General features: G+C 45.1%; 15 protein-coding genes and 1 CRISPR repeat array. Of the genes, 11 read left to right on the top strand and 4 right to left on the bottom strand.

All coding sequences use genetic code 11. The annotated features are described in order from the left end of the window. The first annotated feature begins 54 nt into the window (after positions 1-54). The 4 genes from LEPBO_RS0121015 (at position 55) to LEPBO_RS37770 (ending at position 4,627) form a co-directional block, all read left to right on the top strand. Positions 55-1,764, top strand: a complete 1,710-nt coding sequence (locus tag LEPBO_RS0121015; RefSeq protein ID WP_017289545.1) for a Mu transposase C-terminal domain-containing protein — start codon at positions 55-57, stop codon at positions 1,762-1,764. Between the two features lie 2 nt (positions 1,765-1,766). Continuing rightward, positions 1,767-2,603, top strand: coding sequence for a TniB family NTP-binding protein (locus tag LEPBO_RS0121010; protein ID WP_026148797.1), 837 nt, complete (start codon positions 1,767-1,769; stop codon positions 2,601-2,603). Continuing rightward, entirely contained in the window at positions 2,600-3,118 is a 519-nt protein-coding gene (locus LEPBO_RS0121005) for a TniQ family protein (RefSeq protein ID WP_017289543.1), read from the top strand. The genes LEPBO_RS0121010 and LEPBO_RS0121005 overlap by 4 nt, the downstream gene beginning before the upstream one ends. Positions 3,119-3,217: 99 nt before the next feature. Next, entirely contained in the window at positions 3,218-4,627 is a 1,410-nt protein-coding gene (locus LEPBO_RS37770; RefSeq protein ID WP_017289542.1) for a DNA cytosine methyltransferase, read from the top strand. Here LEPBO_RS37770 and LEPBO_RS0120995 read toward each other — a convergent pair. Next, entirely contained in the window at positions 4,622-8,842 is a 4,221-nt protein-coding gene (locus tag LEPBO_RS0120995; protein ID WP_017289541.1) for an AAA domain-containing protein, read from the bottom strand. The genes LEPBO_RS37770 and LEPBO_RS0120995 overlap by 6 nt on opposite strands. Positions 8,843-9,148: 306 nt before the next feature. Between LEPBO_RS0120995 and LEPBO_RS0120990 the strand changes: the two genes are divergently transcribed. The 4 genes from LEPBO_RS0120990 (at position 9,149) to LEPBO_RS0120975 (ending at position 15,070) form a co-directional block, all read left to right on the top strand. Next, a complete protein-coding gene (locus tag LEPBO_RS0120990; protein WP_017289540.1) occupies positions 9,149-9,613 on the top strand; it encodes a hypothetical protein in 465 nt (154 codons plus the stop codon). After that, a complete protein-coding gene (locus tag LEPBO_RS0120985; protein ID WP_017289539.1) occupies positions 9,614-10,828 on the top strand; it encodes a hypothetical protein in 1,215 nt (404 codons plus the stop codon). A gap of 41 nt (positions 10,829-10,869) precedes the next feature. Beyond that, positions 10,870-13,707: a CHAT domain-containing protein gene (locus tag LEPBO_RS40220; RefSeq protein ID WP_190711082.1), complete on the top strand. Its 2,838-nt coding sequence runs from the start codon at positions 10,870-10,872 to the stop codon at positions 13,705-13,707. A gap of 115 nt (positions 13,708-13,822) precedes the next feature. Then, positions 13,823-15,070, top strand: coding sequence for a hypothetical protein (locus tag LEPBO_RS0120975; RefSeq protein WP_144056241.1), 1,248 nt, complete (start codon positions 13,823-13,825; stop codon positions 15,068-15,070). Positions 15,071-15,126: 56 nt separating this feature from the next. Here the strand turns inward: LEPBO_RS0120975 and LEPBO_RS37760 are convergent, their stop codons facing one another. Together LEPBO_RS37760 and LEPBO_RS0120965 are read right to left on the bottom strand one after the other, a co-directional pair. Next, complete coding sequence (locus LEPBO_RS37760) at positions 15,127-15,786, bottom strand: PD-(D/E)XK nuclease family protein (protein WP_144056240.1); 660 nt, start codon at positions 15,784-15,786, stop codon at positions 15,127-15,129. Positions 15,787-15,921: 135 nt separating this feature from the next. After that, the gene (locus LEPBO_RS0120965) at positions 15,922-16,254 is read right to left on the bottom strand and encodes a hypothetical protein (protein ID WP_017289535.1); all 333 of its coding nucleotides are present in this window, start codon (positions 16,252-16,254) and stop codon (positions 15,922-15,924) included. A 170-nt stretch (positions 16,255-16,424) separates the two neighbouring features. Here LEPBO_RS0120965 and cas12k point away from each other — a divergent pair, with 170 nt between their 5' ends. Next, the gene (gene cas12k, locus LEPBO_RS0120960; RefSeq protein ID WP_017289534.1) at positions 16,425-18,335 is read left to right on the top strand and encodes a type V CRISPR-associated protein Cas12k; all 1,911 of its coding nucleotides are present in this window, start codon (positions 16,425-16,427) and stop codon (positions 18,333-18,335) included. Positions 18,336-18,766: 431 nt separating this feature from the next. Beyond that, positions 18,767-19,323: direct repeats of the CRISPR family, unit length 37 nt; unit sequence GTTTCATCCAGGTTTGCGGCAAGGGGGCGATTGAAAG. A gap of 689 nt (positions 19,324-20,012) precedes the next feature. Further along, positions 20,013-20,801 carry a hypothetical protein gene (locus LEPBO_RS0120950; RefSeq protein ID WP_017289532.1) on the top strand — a complete coding sequence of 263 codons (789 nt, stop codon included), beginning with the start codon at positions 20,013-20,015 and terminating at the stop codon, positions 20,799-20,801. Here LEPBO_RS0120950 and LEPBO_RS0120945 read toward each other — a convergent pair. Next, the gene (locus LEPBO_RS0120945; protein WP_017289531.1) at positions 20,798-21,421 is read right to left on the bottom strand and encodes a precorrin-8X methylmutase; all 624 of its coding nucleotides are present in this window, start codon (positions 21,419-21,421) and stop codon (positions 20,798-20,800) included. The two genes, LEPBO_RS0120950 and LEPBO_RS0120945, sit on opposite strands and share 4 nt — an antisense overlap. A 102-nt stretch (positions 21,422-21,523) precedes the next feature. Between LEPBO_RS0120945 and LEPBO_RS0120940 the strand changes: the two genes are divergently transcribed. Further along, a complete protein-coding gene (locus LEPBO_RS0120940) occupies positions 21,524-22,834 on the top strand; it encodes a cytosine deaminase (RefSeq protein WP_017289530.1) in 1,311 nt (436 codons plus the stop codon). Positions 22,835-22,859: the final 25 nt, after the last annotated feature.

Here is a 22,859-nt window from a genome sequence, read left to right as displayed (position 1 = left end):
TCGCTATTTCTTCCTCATAGGATTAGTGCAGTTCCTGATAGGACTTATGTACTTATGCAGCTTCCTATTGAATTTCCCGAAAGTGAACAGGTTTCTAGAGAATTAGTCGAGCAGAATCAAATCGTTACAGAGTTATCGGACGAAGCAAAACTAAAGATTGAAGTAATCCAGTCTTTGCTCGAACCTTGCGATCGCGCTACCTATGGAAACCGCTTACGAGATGCTGCAACTCGTTTGGGTAAGTCTGTGCGCACTGTACAAAGAATGGTGAAAAGCTGGCAGGAAGAGGGCATAGCAGGATTATCTAATGGAGAGCGAACAGATAAAGGAGAACATCGAATCGAGCAGGAGTGGCAAGATTTTATCATCAAGACCTATCAAGAGGGCAATAAAAATGGCAAGCGAATGACACCTGCCCAAGTTGCAATCCGAGTCAAAGTAAAAGCTCAGCAGGAGGGAATCACAAAATATCCTAGTCACATGACGGTTTATCGGGTTCTAAATCCTTTGATTCAACGGAAGACAGAAAAACAGAATGTTAGATCGATTGGTTGGCAGGGTTCGAGACTGTCACTAAAAACTCGTGATGGCAACAGCTTGTCTGTCGAATACAGTAACCAAGTTTGGCAATGTGACCATACACGTGCAGATATCCTTCTAGTAGATCAACATGGGGAATTGATTGGTCGCCCTTGGTTAACGACGGTTGTTGATACTTACTCTCGATGTATTGTTGGCGTTAACTTAGGCTTTGATGCTCCAAGTTCGGATGTTGTAGCATTGGCATTGCGTCATGCCATACTGCCAAAAACTTATCCCGATCGCTATCAATTAAATTGCGACTGGGGCACATACGGTAAACCAGAACATTTTTTCACTGATGGCGGCAAGGATTTTCGTTCAAATCATCTTCAACAAATTGCTGTTCAAATTGGCTTCACCTGCCATTTGCGCAATCGTCCATCAGAAGGAGGAGTGGTAGAACGCCCATTTGGCACTCTAAACACAGAGTTTTTCTCAATATTGCCGGGGTATACAGGGTCGAATGTTCAAAAGCGCCCAGAGGAAGCTGAAGAGTCTGCGAGTCTGACCTTGCGAGAGTTAGAGCAATTCTTGGTACGCTACATCACCGATCGCTACAACCAGGGTATTGATGCCAGAATGGGCGACCAAACTCGTTTTCAACGATGGGAAGCAGGATTATTAGCAAATCCAAGCGTTCTGACAGAGCGAGAATTGGATATTTGTCTGATGAAACAAACACGGCGCACTGTTTACCGAGAGGGTTATCTGAGATTTGAGAATCTAATATACCGCGGGGAAAATCTAGCAGGTTATGCGGGAGAAACCGTTACCTTACGCTACGAGCCACGCGATATTACAACAGTTTTTGTCTATCATCAGGAACAAGGGAAAGAAGTATTTCTGACTCGTGCTCACGCTCAAGATTTAGAGACTGAGACTATTTCTCTTTATGAGGCGAAGGCAAGCAGTCGAAGAATTCGAGATGTGGGTAAAACCATCAGCAATCGATCCATTCTGGAGGAGGTGCGGGATCGCGACCTTTTTGTACAGAAGAAAACCCGAAAAGAACGTCAGAAAGCGGAACAAGCAGAGGTCAAAATTGATCAGGTTCCTTCACCACCTCAAGTTTTGCACCTGGATGAAGCCTCTCAATTTGAGACTGAGATTGTAGAAACTCAATGTGTAGAAATATCAGAGATCGAGGATTACGAGAAGTTGCGTGATGACTTTGGGTGGTAGAAATGATGGCAAATGAAGCTCAATCAATAGCTCAAACGTTAGGATCGCTGCCGCTCACAAGTGAGTTGCTTCAAGCAGAAATCCATCGATTAACTAAGAAAAGTGTGGTGTCTCTCAGCCAAGTGCAGAGCTTGCACAATTGGCTAGAGGGAAAGCGTCAGGCAAGGCAAAGTTGCCGAGTGGTAGGAGAATCTAGAACAGGTAAGACCTTGGCTTGTGATGCGTATCGATTACGGCACAAGCCGACACAGCAAGCAGGAAAACCTCCTATCGTTCCTGTGGTCTATATTCAAGTGCCTCAAGAGTGCGGTTCAAAGGAGTTATTCCAAATCATTATTGAACACTTGAAATATCAGATGGTGAAAGGAACAGTGGCAGAAATTCGGGAACGAACGATGCGAGTGCTGAAAGGATGTGGTGTTGAAATGCTGATTATTGATGAAGCCGATCGCCTCAAGCCAAAAACATTCGCAGATGTGAGAGATATCTTCGACAAATTGGAGATTTCTGTTGTTTTGGTCGGCACCGATCGTTTGGATGCTGTCATTAAGCGAGACGAGCAGGTTTATAACCGATTTCGAGCTTGTCATCGGTTTGGCAAACTGGCAGGAGAGGAATTTCGTCGAACGATCGAGATCTGGGAGAAACAAATTCTAAAGTTGCCTGTTGCTTCAAACCTCACAAGTAAAGCGGCACTCAAGATTCTTGGAGAGACTACGGCAGGATATATTGGACTGCTAGATATGGTTCTTCGAGAAGCTGCAATTCGAGCTTTAAAGCAAGGTAAAACCAAAATCGATTTGGAGATCTTAAAGGAAGTTTCAACGGAGTACCGATGATCGAGCACTCAGAGATTCAACCTTGGTTCTTTCATGTGGAAGCTTTGGAAGGAGAAAGCATTAGTCATTTTCTGGGGCGGTTTCGGCAAGCGAACGAATTGACTCCTAGTGGAGTGGGAAAAATATCAGGCTTGGGAGGAGCGATCGCACGTTGGGAGAAGTTTCGTTTCAATCCTTATCCCACTCAGCAACAATTCGAGAAATTATCCACAGCAACTGGAATCTCAGTAGAGCAACTATGGAAAATGATGCCTCCAGAAGGTGTCGGAATGCAACTTGAACCCATTCGCCTCTGTGCTTCCTGCTATGCAGAACTACCCTGTCATCAGATTCAGTGGCAGTTTAAAGATACTCAAGGCTGCGAAGTTCACGGTCTCAGACTTCTTTCAGAGTGTCCAAATTGCAAAGCAAGATTTAAGCCTCCTGCAACTTGGAGCGATAGCAAATGCCATCGTTGCTTCATGCTCTTTTCTGAAATGCGAAATCGCCAAAAGAGGCATAGCTTTAGCAGGTGATGCAACAGGGCAGTCTTATTTTGAGTCCTGTGTATCATCACACATTATAGAAGTAAAATTTCAGATGGATTAATTTATGGGCTACGCAAAGTAAAACAAATGAGATTGAGTTTTGTGGACATATGTGCTGGTTTGGGAGGATTTCACAAGGCTCTATCTAGCTTTGGGTTTGAGTGCGTCTTTGCATCTGAGATCAATGAAGAATTAAGAGAGAACTACAAAAAGAATTTCCCCTCTGTGGCTCATCTGACATATGGCGATATTCGAGAAGCTAAAAATTTAGTTCCAAAACATGACATCCTCTGTGCAGGCTTTCCCTGTCAACCGTTTTCAAAGTCGGGTCATCAACGTGGATTTAATGACCCAACAGAAGGGACTATATTTCACGAGATTTTAGAGATTTTAGAAAAATGCAGACCGAAATATCTCTTTCTAGAAAATGTAGGTAATTTTGAACGTCATGACTCCGGTCGTACTTGGAGCATTGTAAAAACTCGGCTAGAGAGAATTGGTTACAGTGTGCGTGGAACGACTCATGTGGGAAGTGGTGGGCCAGGACTATTTTCTCCTCATCATTTAGGCTTTCCACACTGTAGGGAGAGATTCTTCATAGTTGGCGTTCTGAATGAGGAATTACCAGAAAACCCTTTTCCTGCCAAGAACATACAGCCATTAATTCCCCTAGAGAAGTATATCAAATTGAACAAAAATCTTTCTCAGCAGGAGAGAAAAGAGACATCCTTATCGGATCAGCAGCGGGAGTGCATCAATCATTGGAATCAATTAATTAAGAACTTACCTGAAAAAACCGTTTCTTTGCCTTCATTTCCGATTTGGGGAGATGAATTTGAGGCAACTTATCCGTTTGAAAGCTATACCCCTTATGCTGCCACAATTAGAGAATTACGAGCATGCTTGAATGCATACTCATTAAAGAAGAGGATGAGCAAAGATGAACTGTTGGCACTTCTACCAAGCTATGCTCAAACGCCGGAATCTCATTTCCCTAACTGGAAAGTGAGATTCATACGGCAAAACCGAGAATGGTTCCATAAATATTCACGCTTTTTTACTAGAGAATGGTTGGACGATCTAAGCCAATTTCCACCTTCTTTGAGAAAGCTTGAGTGGAACTGTCAGGGGGAAGAAAGAAACTTATGGCAGCATATTCTACAATTTCGCCCCTCTGGGTTGCGAGTGAAACGGTACTCATCAATCCCTTCTTTAGTCGCCATGACAGAAACCCAAATCCCCATTCTTGGACCAAAAAAACGTTTCCTATCCCGATCAGAAGGGTTGTTGCTTTTGGGATTGCCAGAGGAACACATCCTACCTGAAACACGAGAGCGTGCATTTAAAGCGTTAGGTAATGGTGTGCATGTAGAAGTAGTCAAAGCAATTGTTGAAAGTGTTTTGTCTTACACCGCTTTCTCTATTAATCGAGGTAAGCAAAGTAAAAACCTAATTCTCAATCTTGGTGGAGATCAAGACATTGAAATCGCTTCATAACTCTTCTTCTACAATTGCCTCTGGAAGCGCATCGGGTGGAGTGAAAATTTGCACTGTATGTCCGTTGACGGTTTCACAAGCCACTTCCTGAGAGCAAATTTCGCGCAGCGATTTCCAAAGCATAGCAGATTCATAATGCTCCAAGTCAGCAGGGATGTGGTCAAGCAAAGAACTGGAGCAAACGACGATTAACCGTTCCTGAGCACGAGAAAAAGCTACATTAGAGCGATTCAAATCAAGAATAAATTCCACGTTTTTGCTAATTGCAGAAGGATCACTGGCAGTAGCAGAGACAATCACGGTTGGGCGTTCACCGCCTTGCAACCGCTCTACAGTATCAACTACATCTACAATGTTTCGATAGTTCGTTAATCCACTATTCAACAGGGCCTTCTGCGCTCGGTGTGGTGTAACAATAGCTACGGAATTTTCAGGAATGGCAGCATAGTTAGCTTCTAATATTTGCTCGACAATAGCAACCTCAGTCTCGTTATTTTTTCTAGACCGTCTTTCGGAATGCAGGACTAGATAAAGCCCGGTGGAGGCACTCCATAATTTTTCCCATGCAGTTACAGGAACAATTCCTGGTGAACTGTTGCGTTCTGGACCTGTTAGGTGAATGCCATCTCGCACATAAAGCCTTGCCACTAATTCTCGAATCAATGGTGGTAAGCGGAAGGTAAAACTAAGCGCAGAACAAAGAATTTGAGAGTCTGGAACTCCTAAATTTTGCTTAATATTGAGAACTGCTTGATAAGCGCTGACGTAAGGTTGGTAAGCAACCACAGGAGGGCGATCTTCATTTTCCCAGTCATGTGCCACAATCGGGGACAACTGCCGATGATCCCCAGTAAGCATAATCTCACCATCTGTGCCAACTAGTGTAGTTAAAGCCAGGAAATGAGGGAAGACCATCATACTAGCTTCATCAACAATCAATGTTGAAATAGGAAATCCCTTAAATGATGAGAAACCTTCTAGTTTTTTAGCTAGCTTTAGGATCGCACCAGTTGTGCCCCCAATAATTAGAACGGAGTTTTCCCTGAATGGTTGGAAGACTTTTAAACTTGGCTCAGATGGGATATTGGGAATGTCTCCTCCCGGCACTTCATCTTCATCTCGTGAAACTACTTTAGCTAAGCGAACAGGTGGCATTCTTAGACCAGACTCACTGGCTGCGTCAATAAAGTGGGGCAATACACTATGGATACGCTGTAAAAGGTTGTTAACAGCAGTATGTGTATGGGCTGCTATAACGACAATTTCTCCATATTGATTTTTACCTTCTGTCCGCACTGTTCTCCGCGCAAGAATTCTAAGTAAAGTGGAAGCAGCCGTGGTTTCAGTTTTACCCGTGCCAGGTGGCCCCTGAAGAAGTTGGATTCTCGTCCTTAAGCCCTCAGTAGCAGCTTCACGCTGTTCTTGTGCTAATTGCCGTCCACGTCGCAAGCGTAAGGTTCTCAGAATTTCCTGATATTGCTCTATCATGGCAGGAGCAATATCTATTTGTGCTGGAATCTGAGATAACTCAGGGTGAAACCATTGATAAACATGGCTATTAATGACAGTCTGAAGACGGTTATCTACCCTGGGAGCAACGAAGTCGGAAGGGCTTTCATCTAGTGTTGCTCGATCGAATAAAGGTCCACGCTCCGGCACTCGGCTACCTAATCGGTACAAATCGCTTCCTCGAAAGCGGACTACTGACAAGCTTACCTCTCCACTATCCCAATCAAGATTCTGAAGAGTGCAAGTAATTCCGCCAATCATCAGTTGTCTAAAGGTTTGCCCTCGACGGGCTTCAGAAAAGGGGCTAAGTCTAACAAATGCACCTGGGCCGAGATTGCAATTATTTCTGAATGCTTCAAGATTGATATCGAAATCTGTCAAATCAAGATTCGCAGTTAATTGGCATGAATCATCTACTTGACCGAGTGAAACGATGTTTCGCAGAGGAATTGTCTTACCTGTAGAGATTCTGTACAGAGGTGGTACAAGGTGCTCAGCGATCCAACTTGTGAGATTGATGTGTTGATCAAGTTTTAGAAAATCAAGTGCTGCTCTTGCAGTGTCATTGACACCAAGATTAAAATCAGGAAGATTTGCAATTATTACATTGGGTTTGCTAATTTCTGGATTCTTAAATCTGATTCTTTCTTCAATCCAACGAAGAGCATGGACACGCGCACGCAAATACTCGCGTAGGTTGTTAGGTCTCTGCGCGTTATTGTAAGAATTTATAGCCCGACGGACTCTTGCATCCCGAATAGCACTTGGATTTGGTAGGCTTCTCCAAAATGCTCTCCAGTATGGTGCTGTTAATGAATCATGAAAGCGGCTACGAATTTCAAACTTATGTCTGATTCCATCTCCTTCTTCAGTCCAAGCAGGAACTGATGGATCAATCCATAAATCAGTTTTGAAGTCAAAAATGTCTTGAGTGAACTCTTGATGTAAAGAAATTGGTCGTCCACTGACACGGCGTTGCCAGTGGTAGGTATTACCAAACCATTTGAGCGATGCGGCAACCGAAAGTCCTCTGCTTGTCCAACCCAGAGCAAATCTCTGGTCTACTTCTTCTTGCAGACAGGAGTAGATCAATTGCTCCAAGTGATCGCGGCATCCTAAAAGTTCTCTTAAACTCGCCAGTAGCCTAGAACTGGCACGGGAGCAACCTTCAACTAATTGTGCCATGTCTGATCTTGACCAGATGTAATAATGAATCGGCGCTTCGTCAAGCTCAGCTACATCTGCGATCGCATCGACCAACTCGGATAAAAACGACTGAATTAGCGTTCGCTCCGCGCTTGTATCAGTGACGTAATCACCTGTCCACGGGTCGTTTTTGAAGTGAATGACATCCCTGCTTAGCAAGGGACGTTCTTCATAAATTGGTCGGTTATTACCGTCACGACCAATTTCATTTTGCCTATTTTGCTCTTGAATAACATGATTCGGAACTCTTCGTACAAGACCTGTTTCTGGGTCTGGATCTCCGTCTAACCATCCTGTATGCAATTGCCAGTTACTATTGGTCACGTGAGCGGCTAAAGCTCCAATTCGATTTTCAACGTAGTCGTAGTCTATCGATAAGTAAATTCTGATGAGTCTTCTTCCATCAGACGTTTCGTGCTGAGGTAATTGTCCCTGTCCAGTATTCGGCAACGAAATGACTTCATATTCATCAGGATGAGTGTCGCCACCTGGCAGAGTTTTTCGACGTGCCTGTGCATGAAGTCTCATCAGTTCGAGATTGCCTGAGTAACTTGGGTCTTGGCGCAAAGTAATTGCTTGCCCACCTGCCAAGTCAAGTTCCGCTAAATCGTCTATGCTATTTATCCCTGCATTCCTCAAACTGCGAATAACAGATGGCTCTAGCCCAAGCAGTTCTAAGCGCCTTTCACGAGCACTTTCGGTTAGGCAATGAACGCTGAAAACACAGTCATCACATTTGGATTCTATTTGATAGTCCAAATCTGCTAAATCACTGTTAACAATTCTTTCCAAGCTTCCACCCGGTGCAATTAATCGTCGGATATCCGCTTCTTCTGTTTCTAGGTTTAAGGGGGCAAGAGCCAAAATATCTTGACTTAAATTGTTATCTTCTTGAATACGTGCAACAACACATTCAATATCTTCTGATGTGATGCGGTAACCACCAATAAAAAGAGGGTGAGATTCAAGAAGTGCGCTCAGCATCATCCGATAGAGAGTTACCTGAATCCGATGGTAAGTGCGATCTCGTCTACTTGCTTTACATTCGACGATTTTAAGGCGAGGTCGAGAGCCATCCCACAACACTACGAGGAAATCCAATTGCCCCTTGATCTCAAAAGCTCCTAATCGGGCATGAATTGAGATTTCTCGTCCATATGAATTACTGCCGATGGAGATGCCACTGAGTATAGTCGCGAAATCATGCCAATTTGTGTCATTTCCAGATCGCGTTGTTGTCTCACTTCCAGATTGCGTTGAGAAATTAGTTAGGTCGGTCAGACCTCCACTCTGTAACGATACTTCCCAGGCATCTTCTCTCTGCCTACCAGCTGCCTGCAAAACGGGATCAATAGTATTGAATAAGCGATCTGCAAACGGTAATTCTGAGGCTAAATCACGATCGTTATACTCTAATTTGAACCGTCTTTCGCAGGAGCGGTAACGAATATATTCACCAACTTCAGTAACACGAATGGATAAAGGACTTGCAGAATACATTTTTGCTTACAACGAAAGAACGAACTGGAATTAAATCTTCTCGAAATATTTCCGCTCTAAGTATAATTTTTCTAAGTACGAGGAAGTATAAAGAGTTTGTATTTACGGGACTCGGCAAGGACAAAAGTTTCTATGGCAAATAGGTTTGAAATCCGCTATTACCCGTTGCTCTAGGTGACTTAAGAATTTGAATGACTCCCGGTCGAGAACGAGTTCAGATAATATTTGTCGACCAGATTCTTTACCTTATCAAAACTTAATTAAGTGTTCTGTGTAGCTTTTAGTGCGATGCCTGAGGCTACAATAATGCTAGATATCTATTCAAAGTTATTTCCCATGCAGGAAACGGATGCAAGATCGTTGAGGGCTGCGCTAGCCGCGATCGCAGAATCTCCCAACGCTCTCGATCCTGAAATGATTCAAACATTGAATCAGGTGGCGATCGAGCTAAAGGATCAGCCTGCGAGTGCGATCGCGAAGTTGCGGCAAGTAATGAAAGCAAGTGCGCTCAAATCACTTTACGAAGAAGCGCGACAGGAATTGCTTGCGGGATATCAGAGTCAGCCACGAGGAAAAGAGATTCAAATACCGCCCAATCAATCGCCGAAACCTGGGGAAAATGAGATTGAAAATCTGTCCGTGCCGCTTGATCGCATTGCAGCAGCACAGGAGATTTTAGCGGCGAAAAATCCGAGTGAGCGGGCACAGGAAGAGCGGGCTAAAATTGCAAACAACGGAAAATTTTGGGAGTGGGTAATTTACCTAATTTAGATGGCACACCTGATTTATCCCCATCTCTGTTTGTTTTCTTACGTCTTGCGCGATGAGACGCAGGATAGTGATGAGCGAGAATCGTTTCAAAAGGATCTGATTGCAGGCACGGTGTATCGCTATGGGCGTGGAGATACAGAGCAGTATTTGATTACGAGCGCGATCGAGAAACAGGAATCGCAATCGCTTGATAATTTGAAGCTGCTAAAAGAAATCGTCTTAGCAAAAACTGGATCGTGCGATCGCGAATTGGGGCGAAGCTGGCTTGTGTTTGGAGTGTTGCCAGAGGGGGAAGATCCGCAGAATATTGTGCGATCGAGTTGTGAAATTTTGGGCATCGAGAACCTGTCAGACTCTGCGGATCAATGGCAGGGGGCAAAGATATTTGAGTGTGGTTTAGAAAATCAGCATGGAATTGTGGCGCTTTATTCCAGCTTGGATGAGATGAAAGCGATCGCGGGTGAAGCATTGCAGGAGTGGCTGTATTTGCTGCAATTCCGACATAAAGTAAATTGGGCTTATGGCAATACGAGACAGATTAAGCCGTTGCTCAGTCAGCATTTGTTTCCGAAACCATCTTCAATTATGAGTTTGACGATGCAGGATGTAGAGGTTTCTGAGTTGGATTTGCAGAATTTGACGCAGGATTTGAAGCAAAATCTGACGTTGTTATCGCAGTATACGGAGTGTTTAAGCTTTTTAGAGTTTCAGTTGGAGACGGTGAAGACAAATCTAGAGAACTATCGATCAAGATTATCAAGCATGTCGGCGAAGGGATCGCATTCGTTTCAAAAGCTGAGCCAGTTTGAGCAGATTGGAAGTCGCGATGTGCGGCAGATTGAGCGGGATATTGCGACGTTGACGATCGGGCTGCGGGTGCGGGAGAAGACGACGGATACGATTCGGGGCTTGGTGGAGTTGGAGCAGGCGGAGCGCGATCGTAGATTGGAGGCGCAAAGTCAGAAGTTTCAGGATTCGATCGCGGTTTTGGGGGTTGGGGTGGGATCGGTGGCGATCACAGCTTCGTTTGCGGCAGCGAAGTTGGAGGATGCGTCGATCGTGCAGTCCGTTGTAAAGGTTGTGCCTGCACCGATGAGAGTTTCGCCTTGGACAGAGGGGGCAATCGGGGTTTTGATGTGTTCAGCGATTGGGATTTTGTTTGCGGTGCTGATTCGCGTGTGGCTTTTCTTCGGAAAGGGGCGAAAATCTAGGTAAGTATTATGTAGAGAATGACAGAGCTTTCAGCCCCCGAGCCAATGGATAACTTTAATGAATTGCTAGAACAAGGAATTAAAGCACTAGAACATGATAACTATGAAAGAGCACTCTGGTTTTTGGATAAAGCAATCTTGCTCAACCCACACAATCACAAAGCATGGAATTCCCTGGGCAATTCTCTTTACTATTTGAAGCGGTATCAAAAAGCACTGATCTCCTTCGAGCAATCCATTAAAATCAAGCCGGATAGTTATAATCCTTGGAACGGTCGCGGAAATGCTTTACGTGAATTAGGACGATGCAAAGAAGCAATCGATTCCTATGACCAATCGATTAGACTTAATCCAGATGATCGTGAACCCTGGAACGGTCGCGGAAATGCTCTGTATGATCTAGGACACTACAAAGAAGCAATCGATTCTTATAACCAATCAATTAAACTTAGCTCAGATTATTACAATCCTTGGAACGGTCGCGGAAATGCTTTGCGTGAACTAGGACACTACAAAGAAGCAATCGATTCTTATAACCAATCAATTGCATTTAAGCCAGATTATTACAATCCTTGGAACGGCCGCGGAAATGCTCTGTATGATCTAGGACACTACAAAGAAGCAATCGATTCTTATAACCAATCAATTGCATTTAAGCCAGATTATTGTGACCCCTGGAACGGTCTTGGAAATGCTTTACGTGAACTAGGGAGATACAAAGAAGCGATTGATTCCTACAATCAATCGATTAAACTTGAGCCAAATTATTGTCAACCTTGGACTGGTCGGGGAAATGTTTTGTATGACTTAGGGCAATACAGAGAATCAATTAGTTCCTACGAACGATCCATAGCACTTAAGCCAGATTATTGCAATCCTTGGAACGGGCGGGGAAATGCTTTACGTGAATTAGGTCTGTATCAAGAAGCAATGAGATCCTATAAGCAAGCAATTGCACTCAAATCAGATTATTACTACTCCTGGAATGGTCGGGGAAACGTTTTCTACTCTCTGAAAGACTATGGAGAAGCTATAACTTGCTATGATCAAGCAATAGCTTACTCTCAAGGACAATTTTGGCAAGCTTGGGATAATCGGGGTCTAGCAATTCTCGAACTTCAGGGAGACGATAAATTAGCTCTAACAGTTTGGGATGAAGGCATTCAAGCAATTCTACCAGATTCTTCTGCTTATCCTTACGGGATAGCAATGCTACATCGTCGCAAGGCAAAAACACTTTACAACTCAAGTCAAAACCAACCCTCACCTTTTCAAAACTGGCTCAGAGCAAGAGAGAACTATCAGAAAGCAATTGATCTGCTTCCCCTCCTCGACTATCCTAAACTTCACCTCGAACTCTGGCAAGACTTCCTAAAGATCTGTCAGCAATTGGGTGATCAAAGAACAATCCAAGCCGCACTGCAAGAAGCCTCTGCTAAACTCCAACGGTTACTAGATGATCCAGACCGTTCACTCGGTGAAAAAATCTCACTAGAACGCCGCTTTGAAAGCTTCAAGCAAATCCAAATCGATTCCCTAGCCCAGCAAGATCCAATTGCAGCCATCGAACTTGCCGAGACCTGCAAAAATCGCTGCCTATGGCGCTTACGAGAAGACTGGAAAGCCTCTACCCCAAACACTTCCTACACAGAGATCCAATCCCTCCTCAACGAAACCACCGCCGCCATCTACTGGCATAGAAGCCCCGCTGCAATCACCACCTTCATCCTCCATCACAACCAACCCCCAAAAATCCTCCCCCTCACTTCCCCCAAAACCTCCTCACTGAAACCCGGACAGCAACCCTACCCTGCCGCCGCCCACCAACTCGCCCAATTTGAAGCATGGCTCCAGCAATGGACGGCCCTCTACCAAAACTACAACTATGAAAACGGCAAAACCGACCCATGGCGGCAAAACATGGAACTCCTGCTGTTCAACAAACTCCGCAAAATCTTAGAAATCAACTCCCTCTGCAAAGAACTCCAACCCATCCAAACCCTCATCCTCATTCCCCACCGCGATCTCCATCTCCTTCCCCTCCAGTCCCTCTTCCCTGGCAAATTCCGCTGCACCATGCTTCCCAGCGCCCGCCTTGCCCTCGACCATCTCCCCACTTCTCCACTCCCCCACTCCCCCACTCTCACCAGCATCGAAGATCCCCCCACCCACTACACCAAGCGCCAGAGCAAAACCCCCAAAAAAATGCTCTACGCCGAACTAGAATCCACCCTCATCTCCACCTTCTTCTCCACCCACTCCCTCACTTCCGACCAAGCCACCCGTACCGCCCTACAAATCCACCTCACCCAACCCGCCGACTTCTTCCACTTCACCGGACACGCCTACCACAACTTCGACGACCCCCTCGACTCCGCCCTCGCCCTCGCCGGAACCGAACTCCTCACCCTGCGCGACATCTTCCAACTTAACCTCAATCCCTATCGTCTTGTCTGCCTCTCCGCCTGCGAAACCGGACTTACGCGCCAACGCGACCTCACTGATGAATACGTCGGACTCGTCGCAGGCTTCCTCAAAGCCGGAGTTAACTTTGTCATCAGCACCCTTTGGATTGTCGATGAAATCTCCAGCGCTCTCTTCATGATCCGCCTCTACGAAAACTTGCGTCGATCGCTCTCCCCGATCGATGCCTTCCGCGAAGCACAAACCTGGCTAAAATCCGACTACGCAACTTTAATTCCCTGGTACAACGCATTAAGCGATCGACTTCCCAACCACAGTGGACACGCCGAAACTCTCAAAGATGCTGCCCACCTCGCCCTTAAAGATGCTGCAATCAAAGGTATGTCCCACCGACCCTTTGAGCATCCCTATCACTGGGCAGGCTTCATGCTCACAGGATACGAAGTAACTTCACCCTAGTGCAGCTTCAGGAAATCATCTCAAATTTTGATGGGTTAGCGATCGCATCTCTCAAGGAACACTAGCCAAGAATATTTCTGATATTCCGTATCAACAATTCCTTGAGGTCAAGACTATGATGTTTCCAGGCTGGGAAGTCACTCGGATGATCCCATCAGACGTAATAATGGGATTAATAACAGGACAATACAAAGCCTACGGTGGTGTCATTCGGTGGGCAGCCGGAACCGGACATGGCGGGCAAATTGTGCGCCACATCCTCCCAGCCAGTTCCCAAGTTCTCAACCTTATTCCAGGACTCAACTTCATTCCAGGCATCGTCAACAGTATGCAGATGTCGGATTTGAAGGATACAGTGCAACAGAATACTGTCTTGCTGACACAACTCTCTTCACAAGTTGGCTCACTGTCACAAACTACGCAACAAGTACTTCAAATTGCCACAGGAACCGCTGTTCTATCTGGATTAGGTTTAGTTGTTAGCAGTGTTGGCTTCATTGCAATCAACAACAAGCTGAGTAAGATCGACGACAGACTCAAAAGCATTCAGAAGGACATTCAGGACATTCAACACTTCTTGGCAAGCAACGAACGAGCAAAGCTCTTTGCCTCACTCGATGCCCTGACAAAATTAGACAAAACGCCTATTGATCACCGTTACACAATTTTACACGATTCGCGACGCACCCTCTCAGAAATCAATATGCGGTATCGCGAGTTACTGCTGAGTGCAACCACGATCGAAACGGCGATGGCGTATGAGGAGTATTTCACCTTGACTGCACTCGCTCAGGCTCGCTGCTCTGCCGAATTAGGAATGTTAGACGTTGCTCAACACGAAATTCAAGAAACTAATCAAATCTGGCAAACTCAGGGACGACGCATTGCCAAGGAGATCTTAGTTGGTGAGTACCCAGAACGGTTTCTAGCCAGCGATTTTGTCGATGCAGTGTCTGTGGCTGAATTAGTTGAATGGCTAGATTTTGCCAACGAAGAAACTAAGCGCTATAGCTGGATTGATGACCTACGCCGGAAAGTCGATGAAACATGGTACTCAACAGGCTGGATTCCAGTATTACATGGGGGATCTGGCTTAAATAAGAATATTGGGATTGGGCTAGAAAAAGAAAGAACGATGATCATCCCATCGTTGAGAAAGCTTGCTGCTCGAAGTAATGTGCTTGAGGGATATGTCGCCCAATACGATCTACTTGTGTCTCACGACCTAACTCCAACCGAGTTTGAACACAAAGTCGCAGCACTACCAGAGTCCTCTGCGGTTGACGGCTACTTCATCCTAGAGCCAACTGAGAAAGCTACTCCTAAGCGACTTCCATTCCAAATTCCGATGAAAACCCGTTAGAAACATCGGGAAGCAGTTGAACTGTTGCGCCAGAAAATTGATCTAACTGGCGCAACTCAAAACAAGCCATGCTCTGAAGAGTTTTGTTCTAAATGATTTTCCGATCGCTCTGGGCAGTACGCAGTTGAAATGTCACAGAATCGGCATTCCTGAAAACTGGGAACTTTGCGTGCAGGAATTGAACTGCTGAGAATTGCGATCGCGGCTCGGAATTGCTCTCTAAAATTCTCATTTACTTGCTCTGCCTGAATTTCTACAACTTCATCGCTATAAATCAACCGACCTTTCAGAGAAAGCCCTTGACAAGGAGCTAAGCTGACAGGAAGTAAGAGCAAATAAATCAGAATTTGATAGAAATCTGAATTCTTCCGTTGTCCTGTCTTGCAGTCTTCCACCCAAGCATAGTCATCTTTGATTGCGATGATATCTGGCTTACCAGCGACTTTCACCAAATGCGCTCTGCCCAGCACCTCAAATCGATTCTCGCCCTCAACATAAACGGTATACCCTTCAGTTTCCAGAATATTGATACGATCATTGACTAAGACGCGATGATTAGCGTTCCATTTAGCAGAATCAAAGTTTGTATTGAGCTTTTCATATTTGAAGTGTGTCCGAAACCAAACTGACCAAACACACTGCGATTCATCCGCCATTAATCGAGACAGCCAAGTTACCCAGATTGAGGGAATAGCCTTCTGTTCACAAATATTCACTGCTTCTAATCCAAATAGTTTACCTCTCACAGCCAACAATCGATTAGAGGATGGCTCCCCTATGAGCGCAGGCTATATGAAAAGTACAATTGAACTATCAGTTATCACAAGCACTTCTTGTCATATGACAACCTCTTATTCCTTTTCTTCTCGCCGACGTTGCTTGTGATACATCTGCCGTAGCGTCTGTAAATACTCAGGTTCCGACTCGATCGTGATCCAGATGTGATGAGCTAGCGCCAGTCGCTGCTTGTGCTTATCCGTCGGAATCCTACGATGCTCTCCTTGAGAAAACCAATGATTTACGGTGGTTAAAGAACAGTCGCAGATGAATGCAAGTTCCTCTCGCGAAACATCCCAGTTGTTAAGAAACTCGTCGATCTCCATCTGCTTATCGCCCAATGGTCGTAGATATGCGTTCAACGTATTCCAGTGTCGATGAGTTGGTAGGCGAGGAGCAAGAGGCATAACCAGATTGATTGTCAGAATGGCAAAACTCTAGGCTACTATATCTTTGCAAGAGTTTAGAACTAATGTATTATTTCCAAATCGAGATTGAAAGTTGGTCAACACTACGATCGCTGAATCTATGCTCATCATGCTGGTCTTGTACCTTACCAAAATTAGGAACTTGTCTTATGAGTGTCATTACAATCCAATGCAAGTTGGTGGCAACTGAAGAAACTCGTCGTGCTTTATGGCACTTAATGGCAGAAAAGCATACTCCTCTGATCAACGAGTTGCTCAAGCATATCGCTCAGGATTCGCGGTTTGAGGAATGGAGCCTTACAGGGAAACTTCCTCGTTTAGTTGTCAGTGAAGCGTGTAATCAACTAAAGCAAGACCCCCAATTTTCAGGACAACCAGGAAGGTTTTATTCCTCAGCAATCTCGACTGTACATCGCATATTTTTGTCCTGGCTAGCACTTCAAACACGACTTAGAAATCAGATTTCAGGTCAGACCCGTTGGTTAGCAATGCTTCAAAGCGACAATGAATTAACGATCGCTAGTCAGACTGATATCAATACACTCAGATTGAAAGCCAGCGAACTCCTCACGCACCTGAATGAACCAATTTCAGAGAGTGACCAACCTGAAGTTAAGAAGACCCGAAGTAAGAAAAAGAATCAAACATCAAATCAAGCAGGCGCGAATGTTTCTCGCACCCTCTTCAAACTTTATGACGAGACAGAAGATCCCTTGACTCGATGTGCGATCGCTTACCTACTCAAGAACGGTTGCAAATTGCCTGATCAAAACGAAAACCCCGAAAAATTCATCAAACGTCGCCGTAAAACAGAAATCCGCCTTGAGCGTTTAATGAACACTTTCCAAACCACTAGAATCCCAAGAGGACGGCACTTATCTTGGCATTCTTGGATAGAAGCGTTAGAAACGGCAACAAGTCATATTCCTGAAAACGAAGAGGAAGCAGCCGGTTGGCAAGCACGGCTCCTCACTAAGCCAGCAATTTTACCCTTCCCTGTCAACTACGAAACTAATGAAGATCTTCGCTGGTCACTAAACAGCCAAGGCAGGATATGTGTCAGTTTCAACGGTTTGAGTGAGCATTTCTTTGAGGTCTACTGCGATCAAAGGGATCTTCACTGGTTTAACCGATTCTTAGAAGATCAAGAAACTAAAAAAGCAAGCAAAAATCAGCATTCAAGCAGCTTGTTCTCCTTACGTTCTGGGCAAATCGCTTGGCAAGAAGGCAAAGGTGATGCAGAACATTGGGTAGTTCATCGATTAGTTTTATCGTGTTCTATAGAGACTGATACTTGGACGCAAGAAGGCACAGAGGAAATTCGTCAAAAGAAGGCAAGCGACTGTGCAAAAGTGATCGCTAGTACGAAAGCCAAAGAAAATCGAAGTCAGAATCAGGATGCTTTTATCAGAAGGCGAGAAAGAATGCTGGAATTGCTGGAGAATCAATTTCCACGTCCGAGCTATCCTCTCTACCAAGGTCAACCTTCAATTCTGGCTGGAGTAAGCTATGGACTTGATAAACCTGCTACTTTAGCCATTGTCAATATCCAAACGGGTAAAGCTATCACCTACAGAAGCATTCGTCAAATCCTAGGCAAAAATTACAAACTCCTCAATCGATATCGCCTAAACCAGCAACGTAACGCTCATAAGCGTCATAACAACCAAAGAAAAGGAGGTTCTAGCCAACTTAGAGAATCTAACCAAGGACAATATCTCGATCGTTTGATCGCTCATGAAATTGTAGCGATCGCTCAGGAATATCAGGTAAGTAGCCTCGCGCTTCCTGACCTTGGTGACATTCGAGAGATTGTTCAAAGCGAGGTTCAAGCAAGAGCAGAGCAAAAAATTCTAGGTTCTATAGAACAGCAGCGAAAGTATGCTCGCCAGTACCGAGCCAGCGTTCATCGTTGGAGATACGCTCAATTAACCCAATTTATTCAAAGCCAAGCAGCTCAAGTTGGCATTTCGATTGAGATTACGAAACAACCTCTTTCAGGCACTCCTCAAGAGAAAGCAAGAAATTTAGCGATCGCAGCATACCAATCTCGAAAATAGAAATTACTTGCAATTAGTTCAAATGTATTTTATAAATAGAGTGCGCCGTGGTTCATGCTAGCAATAGCCCCTGTGCCATCGACAATTACGAGCTAGTTTGACTGTCGGAAGATAGTCTTGCTTTCTGGCTCAGGTTGACTGTCTACCTCGAAGTTGGGTGCGCTCCCAGCAAAAGGGTGCGGGTCTACCGCAATGCTGGTTAGCCAATCTCACCTCCGAGCAAGGAGGAATCCACCCCTAACTTTTAACTTGTTGGCAAACCGAAGCGAGGTCAAAATCCCTAGGAGGTTTGCCAATCCGTACAAACTAATCCCTTCAGCAGCTTTCCACAGCATAAAGCTGCTTCTTGTCCAACAAAAAGTATCGGATTTAGAGGGGTTTGCCAAAACCATGTTTGAAAAGCACACTATGGCTGCACCTTGAATGGCAGGGTTTCATCCAGGTTTGCGGCAAGGGGGCGATTGAAAGATTCGGAAACTCCCTGCACAACTCGGCAAATGCCCGGTTTCATCCAGGTTTGCGGCAAGGGGGCGATTGAAAGTCCCCTTAACTAGGCATGATATGCGATCGCTGCTTAGGTTTCATCCAGGTTTGCGGCAAGGGGGCGATTGAAAGGCTAGGAATTTATCTGAAAGATATCCCTCGACTGCGGTTTCATCCAGGTTTGCGGCAAGGGGGCGATTGAAAGGAGAAGCCAAACAGACTTAAGCCTGCACAAGCAATTCACTCAAGTTTCATCCAGGTTTGCGGCAAGGGGGCGATTGAAAGAAAGTATGAGAAAGTTTCTGACGCAATATCAGAGAACGTTTCATCCAGGTTTGCGGCAAGGGGGCGATTGAAAGCTCAGTCGAAAGTATTGCTGAGGCGTTGGGGATAAAGTTTCATCCAGGTTTGCGGCAAGGGGGCGATTGAAAGGGCAAGGTTATTGCCGTCAACGAGCAGTATCAACATGTTTCATCCAGGTTTGCGGCAAGGGGGCGATTGAAGAGTAACTTAGTCTTTTGACAACTTTAATAGGCACAATCTTTCGGTTAACAGTGGGTGGATTGAAAGGACTGCCTGACTCGGGGTTTTAATTTAGAAATATTTGCCCCTCGCTATAACGAGCAGAGTTAGCATTCGTTTTAACTGGGTAGAGTCTGTACTGTAAAATGTTGAAGTGGATAAGAATTTGAATGAGCATTCAACTGCTTGAAGCTCTGATGACAAGAATTTGTTAACGAATGATTTCTTACCCCTCGACGACAAGAAGCTGTTAAAACGACACTAAATTGTTAACGACGACATCAATCCGTTAACGACGACAAATAAAGTGTTATTCGACAACAATCACACGAATTTAAACAAAAAATTGCCTGACTCTTAAAAGCCCCCAGAGTCAGGCAGTCTACCTGTAAGGCACGCCTTTAACCGGATACACCAAACAAACTTAGTTGCCCCCTAGTTGCTTAGCTTTTCCGAGTGCGTTCCTCAGATTTGAATCTATTCTCAGTGACAAGCAGGTCGAATCCCCTCGCAAAAAGTACCGATTTTTATCTCAGACTAAAGTCGAATATCCAGACGGTTCCGTAAATTTTCCCTGCACACTTCACTTAAAATCAATTCAACCAAAGTCTAAGTCGGCGAAGTCCAGATAGACCGGATAAAATTGAAAATATTTCGATTTTTGTGTCCACTATGCTAGTCCCTCTAAGTCGCAAAAAGTTTGAAGACCTGATTCCATTAGTCGGAACTGGCGCACAGTACAAATATTATTGGGGAAAGCTTTCTGACGTTCTGAGACGGGTTCTGATCTCGATTTCTGCGGTAGCAGGAGCCTTGCTGATTCGCGCCTTCTTTGCAACCGGGGAATTGCAGGATGTAGTGCAGGCAGTCACGTTTTTTCTGATTATCCTGGCGCTGGTTTATTGGTTGTGGAGTCCTGCTATTCAGGCGGCAGTTCGGAATGCAGGTTATCGCCGATATAAATATGCAGGGTTCTTGCGCGGCGAAGTTCTGGATGTGTTCGTGACCGATGAACTCGTCGGGACAGAAGAAAGCGTGAATAACCGAGGAGAATTAGTTGTCACTGAGAATCGGGAACGGCGAATCAATGTCGTCGTGGGAGATGAAACAGGGTTTGAGACTCGGATTCAAGTCCCCCTAAAACGAGAACATCAGGCAATCCGAATTGGAGATACGGCTGAAATGTTGGCACTTTCGGATCGTCCTGATTTAGGGCGGATTGCTAAAGTGAGTGATATTTTCGTGAGCCGAGTCGGAGTTTGGGTGAGCGATTATCCTTATCTGCGGCGGGACGAATTTGAGGCGGTCAGTCGGCAAATTAATACGATCGAGCCTGAAGATGATTACCGTGAACCGCCGCGATCGAAACGGAATGAGCGGCGTTGGGACGAAGAATATGACGAGCCTCGTCCTAGAAAACGCATTCCTAAATCCAAGCGGCGATCGTCCGATTGGGATTAAACTGCATTATCCCCCCCGTAAGCTTGCCATGCCAGATCTACTAGACTGTTGACGATCGCGGCTGCAACCACTGCATTGCCTTTTCTTCCTTGAGTACAAATGTTTGGAACTAAGGCATTACTCAATCTGGCTTTCGCGGCTTCAATATCGAGAAACCCAGAAGGCGTGGCAATCACAAGGGTAGGTTTGATTTCTTCTTTCTGAATTAACGCAGCCAGTGTAATCAGAGCCGTCTGAGATTGCCCAACGACAAAAATACCTTCTGGGTAACGTCTAGCAAGCGTTTCGATCCCCCAAGCAGCGCGGGTTTTCTCTTTTTGGGGACGGGTGATCGCTTCCATACTGCAGTAGATGGGATTAGCGAACGTATTTTGGATATTCGTATTAATGCCAACCTGCACCATTGGCACATCAACAATAATAGTCGTGCGCGCAGCAAGGGCAGCCGCACCAGACTGCAAGGCAAGATCAGAGAAGTGAATCAGGGATTTGTAGTCGAAATCAGCCGTTGCATAGATAACCCGTCGGACAATTTCGTATTCAGCAGGAGAAAGCATGTGATCGCCAACTTCTCGATCGATCAGGGCTAAACTCTGCGCGTCTGTGGGATGCCACTCCATAAGTATGTCGCTTTTAATACATTAACTTTCGAGCTTTTTCAGTGTACTCGGATTTCGATAATTTGCATGGCAGAATCATCTATAGCGAAATTCCCCAAACTTATGATTTTTGATGCGCATCACTACTGGATCAGAAATGCTCATGTGCCCGCTTCCCTGGTGGTGAATGGGAATAAATGGGCAACCCGTAAGCCACCCACCGATCATTTGCTGCATGTCGATCTAGAAATTGTTGAAGGTGTGATCAGCGCGATTCTAGCAGCAGGAACTTATCAGAATTATGTGTATCCGTCGATCGATTTACAGGGGGGAATGATCTGGGCGTGTTTTGCAGATTTACATACGCATTTAGATAAAGGTCACATCTGGAATCGCGCTCCAAATCCGGATGGAACCTTTGAAAGTGCGCTGAATACAGTTAGAGTAGATGCTCAGAAAAATTGGAATCCAGATGATATTTATCGTCGAATGGAGTTTGGTCTGAAATGTAGTTATGCTCATGGAACAAAAGCGATTCGGACGCATTTAGATTCAGCCGGAAAACTCGGTGAGATGAGCTTTGAGATATTTCGAGCATTGAGAGATCAATGGGCGGATCGAATTATTTTACAGGCGGTTTGTCTTGTCTCTTTGGATTATTTTCTAACACCTGAAGGAGAGAAATTAGCTGATCTAGTTGCAGAGTCAGATGGAATTTTAGGTGGCGTTTCATTTATTAATCCTGACATTGATCAACAGATCGATCGCATTTTTTCAATGGCGAAAGATCGCAAACTCAATCTGGATTTCCATGTAGATGAAAATAATGATCCCGACTCGAATACTTTGCGACGAATCGCTGAAGCCGCGATTCGACATCGATACCGCAATAAAACAGTCTGTGGACATTGTTGTAGTCTGGCAGTCCAAGATGCAGCAGAAGCAGAAACCACGATCGCTTTAGTCAAAAAAGCTGGAATCGGTGTCGTGAGCCTGCCCATGTGCAATCTATACTTGCAAGACCGCACCCCTAATCGAACTCCCCGCTGGCGCGGTGTGACGCTTCTGCACGAATTGAAACAAGCAAAGGTTCCAGTGGCGATCGCATCAGACAATTGCCGGGATCCCTTCCATGCCTATGGCGATCATGATGCATTAGAAGTGTTCAGCCAATCGGTAAAGATTGCTCAACTCGATCGTCCCTTTGGGGATTGGGCAAATGCAATTACGTCTACCCCCGCGGATTTAATGGGCTTGCCGAATGTCGGGCGGATTGGAGTCGGACTCCCCGCAGATTTGGTGCTATTCAAAGCTCGAAATTATGGAGAACTGTTATCGCGATCGCAGCACGATCGCATTGTTTTGCGGAATGGGAAAGCGATCGACACCACCTTGCCTAGCTATGCAGAATTAGACGATTTGGCTAAACCGTAAGAAGCCGCAACCAAAGCAAGACTAA

The sequence above is a fragment of the Leptolyngbya boryana PCC 6306 genome, assembly GCF_000353285.1.
Classification (GTDB): Bacteria; Cyanobacteriota; Cyanobacteriia; order Leptolyngbyales; family Leptolyngbyaceae; genus Leptolyngbya; species Leptolyngbya boryana.
The sequence above is the reverse complement of the archived record's forward strand: the minus strand, read 5'-3'. Positions and strand labels throughout refer to the sequence as shown.

Bases quoted from the DNA above. Each gene is read 5' to 3' on its own strand.
- cas12k (WP_017289534.1), top strand. From the start codon at position 16,425: ATGAGTGTCATTACAATCCAATGCAAGTTGGTGGCAACTGAAGAAACT.
- LEPBO_RS37770 (WP_017289542.1), top strand. From the start codon at position 3,218: ATGAGATTGAGTTTTGTGGACATATGTGCTGGTTTGGGAGGATTTCAC.
- LEPBO_RS0120945 (WP_017289531.1), bottom strand. From the start codon at position 21,421: ATGGAGTGGCATCCCACAGACGCGCAGAGTTTAGCCCTGATCGATCGA.
- LEPBO_RS0120985 (WP_017289539.1), top strand. From the start codon at position 9,614: ATGGCACACCTGATTTATCCCCATCTCTGTTTGTTTTCTTACGTCTTG.
- LEPBO_RS0120995 (WP_017289541.1), bottom strand. From the start codon at position 8,842: ATGTATTCTGCAAGTCCTTTATCCATTCGTGTTACTGAAGTTGGTGAA.
- LEPBO_RS0120940 (WP_017289530.1), top strand. From the start codon at position 21,524: ATGATTTTTGATGCGCATCACTACTGGATCAGAAATGCTCATGTGCCC.
- LEPBO_RS0120950 (WP_017289532.1), top strand. From the start codon at position 20,013: ATGCTAGTCCCTCTAAGTCGCAAAAAGTTTGAAGACCTGATTCCATTA.
- LEPBO_RS40220 (WP_190711082.1), top strand. From the start codon at position 10,870: ATGGATAACTTTAATGAATTGCTAGAACAAGGAATTAAAGCACTAGAA.
- LEPBO_RS0121015 (WP_017289545.1), top strand. From the start codon at position 55: ATGCAGCTTCCTATTGAATTTCCCGAAAGTGAACAGGTTTCTAGAGAA.
- LEPBO_RS0121005 (WP_017289543.1), top strand. From the start codon at position 2,600: ATGATCGAGCACTCAGAGATTCAACCTTGGTTCTTTCATGTGGAAGCT.
- LEPBO_RS0120965 (WP_017289535.1), bottom strand. From the start codon at position 16,254: ATGCCTCTTGCTCCTCGCCTACCAACTCATCGACACTGGAATACGTTG.
- LEPBO_RS0120990 (WP_017289540.1), top strand. From the start codon at position 9,149: ATGCTAGATATCTATTCAAAGTTATTTCCCATGCAGGAAACGGATGCA.
- LEPBO_RS0121010 (WP_026148797.1), top strand. From the start codon at position 1,767: ATGATGGCAAATGAAGCTCAATCAATAGCTCAAACGTTAGGATCGCTG.
- LEPBO_RS0120975 (WP_144056241.1), top strand. From the start codon at position 13,823: ATGATGTTTCCAGGCTGGGAAGTCACTCGGATGATCCCATCAGACGTA.